The organism is Acinetobacter sp. ANC 7912 (genome assembly GCF_039862785.1).
GTDB lineage: Bacteria > Pseudomonadota > Gammaproteobacteria > Pseudomonadales > Moraxellaceae > Acinetobacter > Acinetobacter thermotolerans.
This window is the reverse complement of sequence record NZ_CP156795.1, coordinates 1850705-1864643: the sequence shown is the minus strand read 5'-3', so window position 1 is coordinate 1864643 and position 13939 is coordinate 1850705. Positions and strand designations below refer to the sequence as shown.

Genomic DNA, 13939 nt, shown 5'->3' with positions numbered 1-13939 from the left:
TTGAATGTGTTAAGTATGGCTTAAAAAGGCGATCCTATGAGATCGCCTTTTTCATTAGAATTTTTCAACGGTTGCCCGGTTCCACATACGGTAATAGAAGTTTTCTTCATCGCGATCGGAACAATGCAGCAGTTCATTTTCTTTCATCCAGAAGTGCAGCTGGGCATAGTTTTTAATCTCATGACTATTGATGCGCTGTGCTAGTTGATGTGGTTTAATCCCGGAAGGATGACAAACACCTGCCGATGCAATCATTTCCGATAACGCTTTTAAGGTATTGCGGTGGAAGTTATAGACACGTTCAGCTTTGCTTGGCACGTGTAAAGCCTTCTGACGATGTTTATCTTGAGTAGTTACACCGACAGGGCATTGATTAGTATGGCAACTTTGTGCCTGAATACAGCCCACTGCAAACATGAAACCACGCGCCGAATTGACCCAATCTGCACCAATTGCGATCGTACTGGCAATATCGAACGCGCTAATGATTTTTCCACTTGCACCAATTTTAATCTGTTTACGTAAGCCTGCGCCCACTAATGTATTATGAACAAACAAAAGTCCTTCGCGCAGCGGTGTACCAATATTATCAATCAGTTCAATCGGTGCTGCACCTGTGCCCCCTTCTGAACCATCGACCACAATAAAGTCTGGAATAATTTTGGTATGCAGCATGGCTTTGACGATACTCATAAATTGCCAGGGTTGACCTAGGCACAATTTAAAGCCGACCGGTTTGTCACCCGATAAATCACGTAATTGCTGGATAAATTCCATCATCTCAATTGGCGTACTAAAAGCTGGATGAGCGGAAGGGGAAACACAGTCATGTTCCCGGCTGATGCCACGAATCTGAGCAATTTCTTCAGAAATTTTGGCTTTGGGGAGAATACCGCCGTGTCCAGGCTTGGCCCCTTGTGAGAGTTTGATCTCAATCATTTTCACCTGTGGCAGTTTGGCTTTTTCAGCAAACTGGACTGGATCAAACTGTCCATCTAAGGTACGGCAACCGAAATAGCCACTACCAATTTCCCAGACAATGTCACCGCCATATTCAAGATGGTAGGGACTGATACTACCTTCACCGGTGTCATGGTAGAAATTTCCTTTTTTGGCACCGAGATTCAGGGCACGAATGGCATTGGCACTCATACTGCCAAAACTCATCGCCGAGATATTCAGGATCGAAGCACTATAAGGCTGTTTACACTGTTCATTGCCAATGGTAATCCGGAAAGTTTCCGGATCAGCCGGTGGGCATGGCATGATGGAATGCGTGACAAATCTATAGTCATGCTGGTAAACATCAATGATCGAGCCAAAGGGCTTATCAGAATTTTCATTCTTGGCACGTTGATAGACCAGACTGCGTTGCATACGGGAAAATGGCAGGGCATCACGATCCGCTTCAATAAAATACTGACGGATTTCCGGACGGAATTCCTCAAACAGGAAACGGAAATGTCCCATGATCGGGTAATTTCGGAGGATGGAATGCCGGTGTTGCAGTACATCATACAGCCCCACCAGACTCAGCACCGCAGTGACAATCCACAGGGTATTGACCAGGGTTTCAGGCAGAAAATAATAAATATAACGAGGATGATAACCGATATGAAATCCGGTAATAATCAAGGCAATCAGGATACAGGTGAGCCAGACCGAATAACGAGAAAAGAACGTATTTAGCAATTTATGCCGAACGAGTTGTGCTGGATTGGCCATAAAATGATTGATTCCCTATTGTTCTTATCCATGCAATTGATTTTCAAGGATGAAGGCATTTATACAAGAACAAAATTGTTATTCCGGTTGAAGTGATAGATTGTGCTTTAAAAGTTTAGATTATTTTTTAGACAAAATAGATATGTTTAGAAGAATAAATTTTATGCAGAAAATCAGAAAAAGGCTTCGATTCTTATTATTTCACAGTCAGTACAGACAAGGTTAAAGTACGGTTACACCAACACAGCGGAGAAGAGCGTATGACGAAAAAAACCATTCGGTTCAATACTGCAGAGCTGGCTTGCTCATGTATGTGATGACCTTAATTATGAGACTTCCAAACTGCATATATCTGGGGTGTTTAGATGGATATATGCAGCATCATCAGCCGATTAACCAGAATAATGACAAAAAGATTATAAGAAATTATGAGTCCCGGGAATGGGACTTTTTTATTGCCTGTAATTAATCCTCATCTTCCTGATGCACTGCACGAGCCACTTCTGCAGGTTCAATCTGTTTGATCTTATTGCCAAAGCTGCGCAGCCACCAAGTCAGCTGTGAGGTAAAAGGCACAGTCGCACTAATCAGCACCATGCCATCTTCCATTTTCTCGATCTGCTGGTCGCGACTCAGCTGGCTTTCTTCAAAGAAAATTGCATCAGCTTCGGTCATTTTTAGCTTAAGTAGGATATTTTCAGTTGGTTTATTGAAGTCAACCCGGAAGCCTAAAGCTCCAGATTCAATATATTCATCAATATCAAAATTCACCGGATGCAGGGCACGGGTATTCAAGACATTCGCCGATTTAAAGCGATGTAGAGCAAAGGTCTGAATGTCAGATTTATCATGACGGGTACAGACCAGATAGATGATCGAGCCTTTTTGTACTAGTGCCAGGGGATTCAGAATATAAGTCTTTTCTTCGCTATTTTGGAAGCGGCCCTGATAAACACATTCCAGTTGTTTGTCCTGCAATAGACCTTCATAAATGGCCTGCTGTGCCTGGCGATCAACCAGTGGCGGAATCAGAGGTTGGGTCGCTGGAACGATACGTACCCGGTTAATCCATTGCCGTACATTATTCTGGGTAGACAGACTGCGACGTGCCAGATCAAACCAGGGATTCATTTCCTCGACCAGACTGGGCGGTAGCAGGTGCTTCAGGTGTTCCTCAACCATCATAAAGGTCACCGCCTGAGAACTGGTCATATGTGGCAGACTCTGGATTGGCGCATCGGCACGCCAGCGCCAGCCTTGGGGAATGGTCTTGCTGCTTTCGATCGGAAAACGCTGTGCCAGCTGGTTCAAATCACGCTGAATGGTGCGCAGACTGATCTCGACACCTTCGCGTTCCAAGATCTCTTGCAATTCGCGCGTACCCATCCATTTGCCAGTACTGAGACGGGACAATATCTGCCATTGGCGATAAAGGCTATTGGAAGTTTCTTTTTCTTGTCCGGTCATAAGCTGAATTCAGTGGCAATAAAATGGAAAAGGAACATTAACACAATAAAAAAACTCCATTTTTTTCGCAAGTTTTTTAGGTAAACAAGCATAGCAGAATGGATACACAATGGTGCGAAAATGCCATTGAGTTGCAGAAGAATAAAGGGGTTAATGGTAGGGCATTACACCGTATGGCATGGATATTGCTTTGTTTAACATACAATTTGATTACAATTATTAGAGGGTTTGTATGCTAAAAGAAAATCAGGATACAAATGTTACTCCGACTCTTGAGAGCTTTAATACTACGGCGACAATAGGTTCCAGTTTTGCAGATAAGGACACGGTGGGAACTTCTACATCCAAACCTCTACAGATCCTGCAGCAAATGGCTTCTAAATTCTATAATGAGATGCGTGATGACCCAAACATCACGGGTCAGGCTGGCTTAAGAATTGAAGAGTGGCTTTCACAGCATACTTTAGATGAACTTAATGCGCTTAACCAACTGGCAAAAGAGCATTTCCTTTACGAAGGGATTACCTTTACGGTTTATGGTGATGCGGAAGGCACTGAACGGACCATTCCATTTGACATCATTCCACGTGTGATTGCACGCAAGCAATGGAATACGGTGGCTTTAGGTTGTGAACAACGGGTTAAGGCGCTGAACCTGTTCTTGCATGACATCTATCATCAGCAGGATATTTTAAAAGTCGGTATTGTGCCGGAAAAGCAGGTACTCACTCATGAGGCGTACCAGCCACATATGTACCAGCATAGCCTGAAAGGGGGAATATACAGCCAGATTAGTGGCGTAGATATTATCCGTGATTCCAAGGGAGAGTTCTATGTGCTGGAAGATAACCTGAGAACACCGTCTGGTGTGTCTTATATGTTGGAAAGTCGCAAGATTAGCGAAAAGCTAATGCCGAAGCTGTTCGAGCAGACCAATATTGCCGGCGTTGAGCAGTATCCACAATTACTCAAAGAAATTCTGCGCGAAAACTCACAGAAAGATAATCCGTTTATCGTGGTGCTGACACCAGGTCGCTTTAATAGTGCTTACTATGAGCATGCTTTCTTGGCAAGGGAAATGGATGTGCCATTGGTGACATCACGTGACCTTTTTGTAGAGAACGCGAAAGTATATGTAAAAACTATTCGTGGCCGTCAGCAGGTCGATGTTATTTATAGACGTGTCGATGATGCCTATCTCGATCCACTTTGTTTCAAACCGGATAGTACCCTGGGTGTGCCTGGTTTGATGTCTGCTTATCTGCAGCATAATGTGGTCATTGCCAATGCACCGGGTACGGGTGTCGCAGATGACAAATCGATCTATCCATATGTGGACAAGATGATTAATTTCTATCTAGGTGAACAACCAATCCTGAAAAACGTACCAACCTATCAATGCCGTGAGGCAGAAGATCTTAGTTACGTGTTAGATCACCTGGAAGAACTTGTGGTGAAAGAAGCCCAAGGTTCTGGCGGTTATGGCATGCTGATTGGGCCGCAAGCGTCCAGACAGCAGATTGAAAGCTTTAGAGCAAAAATCAAGGCAACGCCGCATTTATATATTGCGCAGCCGACCCTGGACCTTTCCGTCAGCCCAACCTTGACCAGCTATGGCATTGCAGAACGTCATATTGACTTGCGTCCATTCGTGCTGAGCTCGCCATACCGTACCGAAATTGTACCGGGTGGCTTAACCCGTGTCGCAATGCAGGCGGGTTCTCTGGTGGTGAACTCCTCGCAAGGGGGCGGAATCAAAGACACTTGGATTGTCGACAACCTCCACTCATAACAATGCCAAAGAAGGATTTCGTCATGATCTTACTGAGTTCCAATGCAGAACATATTTTTTGGCTGGGTCGCTATCTGGCACGTACCCAGTTTTTATGTGCCCATTTCCCATTTTTGGAGGATGAGGCTGCCGTAGCTTATGCACATGCCTTCTGTCTGCCAGCATTTGATGCCAGTTCCCTAAATGAACTGGTACTGGACCCAGCGCAGCCCTATTCATTTCACCAGCAATTTAAAATTGCTAAAGACAATATTCAGGAATTGCGTGGCATTTTGTCTGCCAAAGCCTATGCAGAACTGAACCGTCTGATTAAAACGGCTGACCAAAATGCCGGTTATATCTGTGATGTGGTGCCTGATTGTCAGGATATTCTGGAAGGCGAATCTCCAGGTATCTTCCTGTTCTTTAGCCTGGGCCAGTGTCTGGAACAGCTGGATCAGCAGATGCGTCTTGGTGAAAGTACCGCAGTTACCATTTCCAAGGTCGACTATGTCATTGAAACCCTGGTGCAGATGGGCTGGAATGATCTGGAAGAGTACTGGGACCAGTTGCGTAAAAATACCGATCTGAACAATTTCTACCAGTTCAGCGACTATATCCATCACATGTTTGAGAACAATGTATGAAGTTGATGGTGAATCACCAGACCCATTATAGCTATACCGCACCAGTTGCCAGCAGTATCCAGTATATCAAGATGATGCCAGCTACGAATGCACATCAGCAAGTGCATTACTGGGATATCAGTGTTCCAGGACAACGTGAAATGAGCAAAGATGCTTTTCATAATGTCTGGATGGTCAGTACACAGCGCACACCATATCAGTCGATGACCATCATGGCACAAGGTATGGTAGAGCTGAATCCATTACGTTCAGAACAGAGTATGAGTGATTCCATTAATCCCAACCTGTTTCTGCAGCCTACAGAATGTACGCTGTGCAACGAAGCCATGAAGGATTTTGCCAAGTCGCATATACCGATTATTAGCCGTCAAAACCTGATGGCCTTGGCGCAGGCTGTGCTGGAACATGTGCCGTATATCAGCAATAGCACCTCGGTACATGGTTCAGCGATAGATGCGTTTGAGGCACGCCAAGGGGTATGCCAGGATCATACTCATATCTTTATTGCGATGTGCAAATACTTAGGTTTGCCAGCGCGTTATGTCTCCGGCTATTTATTTGCACAAAATACTTCGCATCTGGCTAGTCATGCCTGGGCCGAAGTCTTTATTGACCAGGCTTGGTATTGCTTTGATGTGAGTAATCAGTTATTTGTACCGAGTGCGCATATTTATGTCGCTATAGGACGTGACTACTGGGATGTTGCCCCAGTACGTGGAGTAAGAGAAAAGGGCGGAGTGGAATCCATGCATTCCATCGTCCAGGTTTTAAGTTGTTAATAAGGACATAGGATGACTTATTGTTGTGCGCTTCGTTTAGAAGAGGGGATGGTCTTCATCAGTGATACACGGACCAATGCAGGTGTAGACCATATATCAGTGTTCCGGAAGCTGTATACCTTTGGGATTGATGGCGAACGGGTCATTGTGATTCAGACTTCGGGGAATCTAGCAACGACGCAAGCCGTGGTTGGCAATATTAAAAATCAGCTGGAGTTGGGCGAAGCACCAAATATTCTGAGTGTGCGCACGATGTTTGAAGTGGCGGAACTTGTTGGCCGTACCCTGAAAGAGGTGATTGCCAGTGTCACCACTGATCCGGAAGAGCAGAGCAATTATTATTGCACTTTACTGGTGGGTGGGCAGATTGCAGGTCAAGATATGCAGCTCTATCACATTTACCCGCAAGGTAATTTTATCTGTGCTACCAGTGATACACCATATTTCCAGATCGGGGAAAGCAAATATGGCAAGCCAATTCTGGATCGAGCGCTCAGTTATGACATGCCGCTAGATGAAGCCTTGCGCTGTTCACTGATTTCTTTTGCATCGACACTGCGTTCTAATGTTTCAGTGGGGATGCCGCTGGATGTACTCGTTTATCCAAAAGATAGCCTGAAAATTCCAGAAGGTAAGCGCATTCAGGAAGAGGATGAGTATTTCACCACGATTTCCAAGCAATGGTCAGATACCTTGAAGAAGGGTTTACAGGCCCTGCCGAAACCGACGTCAGATTATTTCCAGTAATCCTGTCTATTCAGGCCTGAGTGCGTTACAGTGTGCATGCAAAACTAAAATATTCAACAGTTTGAGGTAAGCATGCACCAATTTTGTTATGCCAGTCAGAGTACCTCTGAGAAGGCTGTTTTACTGGAAGATTTAGCCAATATTCTGGCTGAAGCACGTGACTTTAACTACCGTCATGGGCTAACTGGGGTTTTATATTTCGCAGATGGATATTTTTTTCAGTGTCTGGAAGGCACTTTAGAGCATCTGGAATTACTCTATGAAAAGCTATGTAAAGATCCACGTCATGACAATATCAAACGTTTTGCCTTACGACCGGTAGACGAGATTTATTTTGCTGGCTGGTCGATGAAATATATTTCCCGTCGTGATGTCATTCGGGACTTTTGTATCAGTATGGGCTTTAACAGCTTTACCCCTCATGCTTTTGAACAGCAGCATGTTGATGCGTTGTTAGAGCAGTTACGTTCGCAGGATGAAGAGGCGGCTTAAAGCAAATTAAGATTCCATAAAAAAGCCCATTTCTAGATGGGCTTTTTTGATTTTGAAATGGGTGACTTAAACCAGTTTACGCACTGGACGGCCAGACATACGGCAGAGTAATTCATAGCCGATGGTGCCATTAGCTTCAGCCACGTCATCGACCAAACGATTTTTACCCCATAGTTCGACTACAGTACCAAGTTCCAGATTTAAACCAGTTGCATCAATCGCGATCATATCCATCGCGACACGACCAATCACACGGGTCTGCTGACCATTGACTGCGACATAGTTCTGTTTCGGGAAAGCACGTGGATAGCCGTCACCATAGCCAATCGAAACAATTGCTAGGGACATATCCTGGTCTGCCGTGAAAGTTGAGCCATAACCGACATGTTCACCGGCTTTAATGTTATTCAGCGCAATTACTTCGGCGGTAAAGGTCATCACTGGTTTGATGTCTAAGTCATGCACAGTTTTATCAGCAAATGGGGTTGCACCGTACAGCATGATTCCCGGACGGACATAGTCAAAATGCAGTTCAGGGTATTTATAGATTGCTGCCGAGTTACAGCAAGACCCCATCAATGGTGCACAGTCATTCTTCACTTCCAGGAACTGCTGGATTTGTTGTGCATTTAATGGATGTTCTGCATCGGCATTGGCAAAGTGCATGGCTAATACGCAGGTAAAGCCTTCAGCTTTCAGTTGATTGATCACATCTTTAATCACATCAATTTTAAAACCAAGACGGTTCATACCACTGTTGAGTTTCACCCAGACTTTTAAGCCTTTAGCGATATAAGCTTCTTTATTGGCCAGTAACCAGTCTAATTGTGGCTGGTGATGTACGATCACTTCAACATTCTGGTCAATCACCACCTGCATTTCATCAGCAGAGAATACGCCTTCAATCAAAGTAATCGGTTGCTGGTAACCCTGTTCACGAATTTCCAGGGCTTCTTCCAGACAGGCGACCCCAAAGGCATCACTGTCTTTTAAGGCTGCTAAGCAGTCTTTAACTCCATGTCCGTAGGCATTGGCCTTGACCATGCTGACGATTTTAGCGGTTGGGGCAAGTTGTTTGACACGGTTTAAATTATATTGCAGTGCTTCACTGTCAATATAAACTGTAGCTTGGCGCACCCTAGATACTCCTTCGGGATGACATAAACAATAGCGTGTGAGATACACGGAAAGCGGGAGAGAAATAACGGAATTGATAAAACAAAAGCGTTCATTTCAAAACTGCCAATATTGTAGACCTATCCAGCAAAAATGCACATGCTAATTCATGGCTTTTCCTGAATAGCAGACTACTTCAATAAAAAAGAGACGATCAACGTCTCTTTTAGAATTGGATATAAACTGGAAACTTATTCTTCATCATCATACTGCGCATAGAACTCAGGTGACAGGTTGCTAAAGCGCGTATATTGACCTTCAAAGGCCAGACGTACCGTACCAATTGGGCCGTTACGCTGTTTACCAATAATGATTTCCGCGGTACCAGCTTCCTTGGATTCCTTGTTATAAACCTCGTCACGGTAAATAAACATGATTAAATCGGCATCCTGCTCGATCGCGCCGGATTCACGAAGGTCGGACATCACTGGGCGTTTGTTTGGACGGTTTTCCAGAGATCGGTTCAACTGTGACAGGGCAATCACAGGGCAGTTCATTTCTTTGGCTAAGGCTTTTAAGCTTCGGGAAATTTCCGAAATCTCACCCACACGGTTATCGCCCATACCTGGCACTTTCATTAATTGCAGGTAATCGACCATGATACAGCCGAGCTTGCCGCCGTGCATTTTGGCAATACGGCGTGCACGGGCACGTACCTCGGTAGGTGGTAGTGCAGAGGAGTCATCGATATACAGGTTCTTTTCCTGCAAATGCACGATAGTACTGGTCACTTTAGACCATTCATCGCTGTCCATTTTACCGGAACGTAAATGCCCCTGATGCACGCGACCGAAAGAAGAGATCAGACGCATCGCGATCGAATCTGCTGGCATTTCCATCGAGTAAACCAGTGCAGGCAGATTGTTATTAAATAGCACACTTTCGACCAGGTTCATGGCGAAAGTGGTTTTACCCATAGAGGGGCGTGCTGCAACAATGATCAGATCGCCAGGTTGCATGCCGGAAGTCTTATTATCCAGTTCTACGAACCCTGTTGTTAAACCGGTAATTGAACCTTCCAGTTGTGACAGTTCATTCAACTTATCAAACACGTCTGCCACAACGGTATTAATCGCTTTCGGGCCGGCATTTTTCTTGTTGTTATTGTGCTGTTCGGCCAGCTGGAAAATATTGGTTTCAGCCAGGTCCAGAATTTCTGAGACCGGACGGCCTTTGGTGTCATAGGCCTGTTGCAGGATCTCAGTGCTGACCTTGATCATGTTGCGCAGGGTAGAGAATTCCTTGATCTTGTTGGCATAGGTTTCAATGTTATAGAAACTTGAAGGCGAGTCTGCCATCAGCTGCATCAGGTATTCTTCACCACCTGCTGCATCCAGCAGGTTCTGTTTGATCAGCCAGTCATGTACCAGTACTGCATCATAGGGTGAATTTTCTTTAGACAGCTGTTCAATCGCACGGAAGATATATTTATGACGGGTTGCATAAAAATCACTTTCAGTCAGTACGTCACCTACCTGTTCAAAGGATTCGGCAACCGTCATTAAGGCAGCAAGTACGGCTTGTTCAATCGCTAAATTGTGAGGAGGGGTACGGAATTCCTTGAGCTGGGTAGGTTCAGCAACAAGTTCTGGTTTAGCGTTGGATTGCTTTGTGCTGGCATTCGCCTGTGACATATAAAGCCCTGATTTTTAATACAATGGTTTAAATAATCTCGGAGATGGATAGCAACTATCAACTACGAAATGAAATGATACGCGCTCTTCAGAAAAATGCGAATAGTATTTTTTCTTTCCTGCTTAAAAATAATAGACTGAACAGTGACCATTTGAGGAAATTTACAGATAAAAAAAGAGCATGCGAAATGCATGCTCTTTTTTGTGGTTAGAAATTACTCAGCTACGATAGTAACCAGAACTTCTGCAACAACATCATGGTGCAATTGGATTGCGATGTTGAATTCACCAGTGTTGCGAAGTGCGCCGTTAGGCAGGCGAACTTCTGAACGGTCTACAGTCAGACCAGCATTTGTCAACGCGTCAGCGATGTCACGAGTACCGATAGAACCGAACAGTTTACCTTCATCACCAGCTTTCGCAGTGATTACGATGTTCACTTCGTTCAATTGGTCAGCACGTGCTTGAGCAGCAGCCAATACTTCAGCTTCTTGTTTCTCAAGTTCAGCACGACGAGCTTCGAAAGCAGCAGTATTAGCTTCAGTTGCAGCAACTGCCTTACCTTGAGGGATCAGGTAGTTACGGCCGTAACCAGCTTTTACAGATACTTTATCACCCAGTTTACCTAGGTTTTTAATGCGTTGTAGTAAGATAATATCCACAGCTCAACCTCACTTGTGATTGTCAGTGTAAGGGATCAATGCCAAGTAGCGAGCTTGTTTGATAGCAAGAGCCAATTGACGTTGGTAACGAGCTTTAGTACCTGTAATACGGCTAGGAACGATCTTGCCGTTTTCAGTGATGTACTGTTTTAAAGTGTCGATATCTTTGTAGTCGATGTACGTAACGTTCTCAGCTGTAAAGCGGCAGAACTTGCGACGACGGTAAAAACGTGCCATGTTAGGTTCTCCTTATGCTTCAGCAGAGTCTTGAGCTTGTTGTGCTTCTTCACGTTGAGCTTTACGCGCACGTTTTTCTTCAGCACTCTTAGCCAGTAGTGACTCTTCAGTGATAGCGTTTTCACGACGGATGATAAGACTACGAATGATTGCGTCGTTATAACGGAATAATTCTTCTAGCTCATCAAGAGTAGTTTGACCACACTCAACATTCATCAGGATGTAGTGAGCTTTGTGGATCTTGTTGATTGGGTAAGCCAATTGACGACGACCCCAGTCTTCAAGACGGTGGATTTGACCATTAGCTTCTTTGATGTGAGTCAGGTAACGTTCTACCATACCCACAACTTGATCGCTTTGGTCTGGATGTACCAATAGTACGATTTCGTAGTGACGCATTGTCAGCTCCTTACGGTTTAAACAGCCCCTGACAAAAACTGCCAGAAGCAAGGAGTCACAACCGAGGTTGTGTCGCATAAGATGCGAAGCGTGAAGTTTAGTGGTTTTCCTTAAGAATTACAACAGAAATGACGGGAATCGCCTATTAAATGTGCGTTTTAGCTCTGTATGAGAATTTAAGAATATGAACAGGAAAACGAGATTTTTATTAGTTAGAACTATATAAACTTACTAAAAGAAAGTTGTATGTCAAAATGTAAGTGAAGAAATTAGAGTTGGGGTCGATTTAAAGCACAATTTAAAAAGATGATAAGAAGGCGGGGGGAGAAGAGGCAAACAAAAAAAAGATAGAGTAAAACTCTATCTTTTAGAAAATGCTGACAGGCGTATGCGGCGCTGTCGAAGTAAAGCAGAACAATATGCTGATCACGGTGATCAATTTGACGGAGTACATAAAGTACTGTTTTGCCCAGAGTTGATCATCTTCAGCTTTAAAGCCCTGAATACTTAAATAAATCCAGTATAGGGTCAGTGCATTCAATACCACCAGATACAGCCAGTTGGCATAGCCAAATATAAACAGGCCATTCATGACAAGGCCAAACAGGATCACATAGATCAGTGATTCAATCTTGGTGCGGTGAATTGAACGTGCTACAGGCAGAATTGGAATGCCTGCATTTTTGTAATCTTCAAAACGGTAGATTGCAATTCCCCAAGAGTGAGGCATTTGCCAGAAAGCGTACCCGATAAAAATGATCAGGGCGCCGAGGTCAAACTGGTTTGCAACTGCGGTATAACCAATCACAGGCGGTGCTGCGCCAGAAATACTGCCTACCAATGTCTGGTGAATAGTTGTTCGTTTTGTCCATAAGCTGTAGAAACCAACGTATACGACAAAACCAATAACTGCGAATAGGAAAGCGTACGCATTTACCCAAAACCAGAGAACACTAAAACCGATCAGGCCTAATACCAAAGCAAAGACAAGCGCGACAGGTTCAGAGATGGTTTTTTTGACCAGTGCACGGTTTTGCGTGCGCTGCATTTTTTGGTCGATGTCCTGATCAATCACATTGTTGACCACACATCCAGAGGCTACAACGAAGGTAGTACCAAAAAGGGTAATGAGCAGAAGAAGGAAATCTACAGAACCTTGGGCAGCTACAAAGTAGCCACCCAAAGTGGTAACGAAGTTACCAAAGAGAATTCCTGGCTTAGTCAGGAATAAATACTTTTTCAGCATGACAACCAGTTTAGATCATCATGTTGTAGTGCAGGTAATTCATGATCCATACAGAACCCACTAACAGAATAGCGATGGTTAGTACGGTATACACGAATGCGATGACGTTCCAGCGTTGCTCTGAAGAAGAGTTCATGTGCAGGAAGTAAACTAACTGCACAAGAACCTGAGCAACTGCAGTAATCGCGATCACAGCAACCAATAGACCACGGCTAAAACCACCAGCCATCACCATACCAAAAGGAATAATGGTCAGGATGATAGACAGGATAAAACCGATAGTATATTGCTTAGTGTTGCCGTGAGCTGCACCAGAAGCGTTATGATCGTGACTCATTAGATAACTCCCATCAAGTAAACAACGCTGAATACGCAGATCCATACGATGTCAAGGAAGTGCCAGAACAAGCTTAGGCACGCAAGACGACGAGTGTTTGGAAGAGTCAAACCATATTTCTTGATTTGAATCATCAACACGATCATCCATACCAAACCTGAAGTCACGTGGATACCGTGCGTACCAACCAGTGTAAAGAACGCTGAAAGGAACGCAGAAGTGCTAGGACCGTGACCAGCGTGAACTAAATGATTGAACTCATAAAGTTCCATGCCGATGAAGGCAGCACCGAATACCCAAGTGATCGCCAACCAGGTAATAACCTGGCCAACGTTCTTCTTGTGTGCAGCAAGTACAGCAAAACCAAATGTTACAGAAGAGATCAGCAGGGCAAACGTTTCAGTTAAAACGAAGCCTAATGATTCACCAAACAGCTCTTTCGCGCTTGGAGTGCCCACTGGAACGTGGCTGCTTAAAACAGCGAATGCAATGAAGAGTGTACCGAAAAGGATAAGGTCACTCATCAAGTAAGTCCAGAAACCAAAGACAGTGATGTCAGTATCATCGTGATGATGATGCTCATCGTGTCCGTGGTTGTCGTGATGAAGTACTTCAGCCAT

The 13939-nt window shown here is 44.4% G+C and carries 15 protein-coding genes; 5 read left to right on the top strand and 10 right to left on the bottom strand.

The genetic code is table 11. The features are described from left to right. Nucleotides 1–54 precede the first annotated feature (54 nt). Nucleotides 55–1725, bottom strand: a complete 1671-nt coding sequence (locus ABEF84_RS09205; protein ID WP_347454899.1) for an FMN-binding glutamate synthase family protein — start codon at nt 1723–1725, stop codon at nt 55–57. 465 nt (nt 1726–2190) lie between these two features. Then, the gene (locus tag ABEF84_RS09200) at nt 2191–3192 is read right to left on the bottom strand and encodes a YafY family protein (protein WP_034589106.1); all 1002 of its coding nucleotides are present in this window, start codon (nt 3190–3192) and stop codon (nt 2191–2193) included. Between the two features lie 232 nt (nt 3193–3424). Here ABEF84_RS09200 and ABEF84_RS09195 point away from each other — a divergent pair, with 232 nt between their 5' ends. The 5 genes from ABEF84_RS09195 to ABEF84_RS09175 all read left to right on the top strand — a co-directional run bounded on the left by ABEF84_RS09195 (nt 3425) and on the right by ABEF84_RS09175 (nt 7628). Beyond that, entirely contained in the window at nt 3425–4984 is a 1560-nt protein-coding gene (locus ABEF84_RS09195) for a circularly permuted type 2 ATP-grasp protein (protein WP_034589104.1), read from the top strand. 23 nt (nt 4985–5007) lie between these two features. Next, a complete protein-coding gene (locus tag ABEF84_RS09190; protein ID WP_034589101.1) occupies nt 5008–5610 on the top strand; it encodes an alpha-E domain-containing protein in 603 nt (200 codons plus the stop codon). Beyond that, nucleotides 5607–6389: a transglutaminase family protein gene (locus ABEF84_RS09185; RefSeq protein ID WP_034589099.1), complete on the top strand. Its 783-nt coding sequence runs from the start codon at nt 5607–5609 to the stop codon at nt 6387–6389. The genes ABEF84_RS09190 and ABEF84_RS09185 overlap by 4 nt, the downstream gene beginning before the upstream one ends. A 12-nt stretch (nt 6390–6401) precedes the next feature. After that, nucleotides 6402–7136 carry a proteasome-type protease gene (locus ABEF84_RS09180; RefSeq protein WP_034589097.1) on the top strand — a complete coding sequence of 245 codons (735 nt, stop codon included), beginning with the start codon at nt 6402–6404 and terminating at the stop codon, nt 7134–7136. 72 nt (nt 7137–7208) lie between these two features. Beyond that, complete coding sequence (locus ABEF84_RS09175) at nt 7209–7628, top strand: BLUF domain-containing protein (RefSeq protein WP_034589096.1); 420 nt, start codon at nt 7209–7211, stop codon at nt 7626–7628. Between the two features lie 66 nt (nt 7629–7694). Here ABEF84_RS09175 and alr read toward each other — a convergent pair whose 3' ends face one another. The 8 genes from alr to cyoC all read right to left on the bottom strand — a co-directional run bounded on the left by alr (nt 7695) and on the right by cyoC (nt 13939). Next, on the bottom strand, nt 7695–8765 hold the full coding sequence (gene alr / locus ABEF84_RS09170) for an alanine racemase (protein WP_034589091.1): 1071 nt from the start codon (nt 8763–8765) through the stop codon (nt 7695–7697). 230 nt (nt 8766–8995) lie between these two features. Continuing rightward, entirely contained in the window at nt 8996–10438 is a 1443-nt protein-coding gene (gene dnaB / locus ABEF84_RS09165; RefSeq protein ID WP_347452773.1) for a replicative DNA helicase, read from the bottom strand. Between the two features lie 215 nt (nt 10439–10653). Continuing rightward, entirely contained in the window at nt 10654–11100 is a 447-nt protein-coding gene (gene rplI / locus ABEF84_RS09160) for a 50S ribosomal protein L9 (RefSeq protein WP_034589086.1), read from the bottom strand. Between the two features lie 9 nt (nt 11101–11109). Next, complete coding sequence (gene rpsR, locus ABEF84_RS09155) at nt 11110–11337, bottom strand: 30S ribosomal protein S18 (RefSeq protein WP_004719336.1); 228 nt, start codon at nt 11335–11337, stop codon at nt 11110–11112. A 12-nt stretch (nt 11338–11349) separates the two neighbouring features. After that, nucleotides 11350–11736 (bottom strand): 30S ribosomal protein S6, encoded by a 387-nt coding sequence (rpsF, locus tag ABEF84_RS09150; RefSeq protein WP_034589084.1) that lies wholly within the window; start codon nt 11734–11736, stop codon nt 11350–11352. Between the two features lie 367 nt (nt 11737–12103). Further along, nucleotides 12104–12982, bottom strand: coding sequence for a heme o synthase (gene cyoE / locus ABEF84_RS09145; RefSeq protein WP_347452770.1), 879 nt, complete (start codon nt 12980–12982; stop codon nt 12104–12106). Nucleotides 12983–12992: 10 nt separating this feature from the next. Further along, entirely contained in the window at nt 12993–13319 is a 327-nt protein-coding gene (locus ABEF84_RS09140) for a cytochrome o ubiquinol oxidase subunit IV (protein WP_034589079.1), read from the bottom strand. Further along, the gene (cyoC, locus tag ABEF84_RS09135) at nt 13319–13939 is read right to left on the bottom strand and encodes a cytochrome o ubiquinol oxidase subunit III (RefSeq protein ID WP_347452769.1); all 621 of its coding nucleotides are present in this window, start codon (nt 13937–13939) and stop codon (nt 13319–13321) included. Before cyoC ends, ABEF84_RS09140 begins: the two co-directional genes overlap by 1 nt.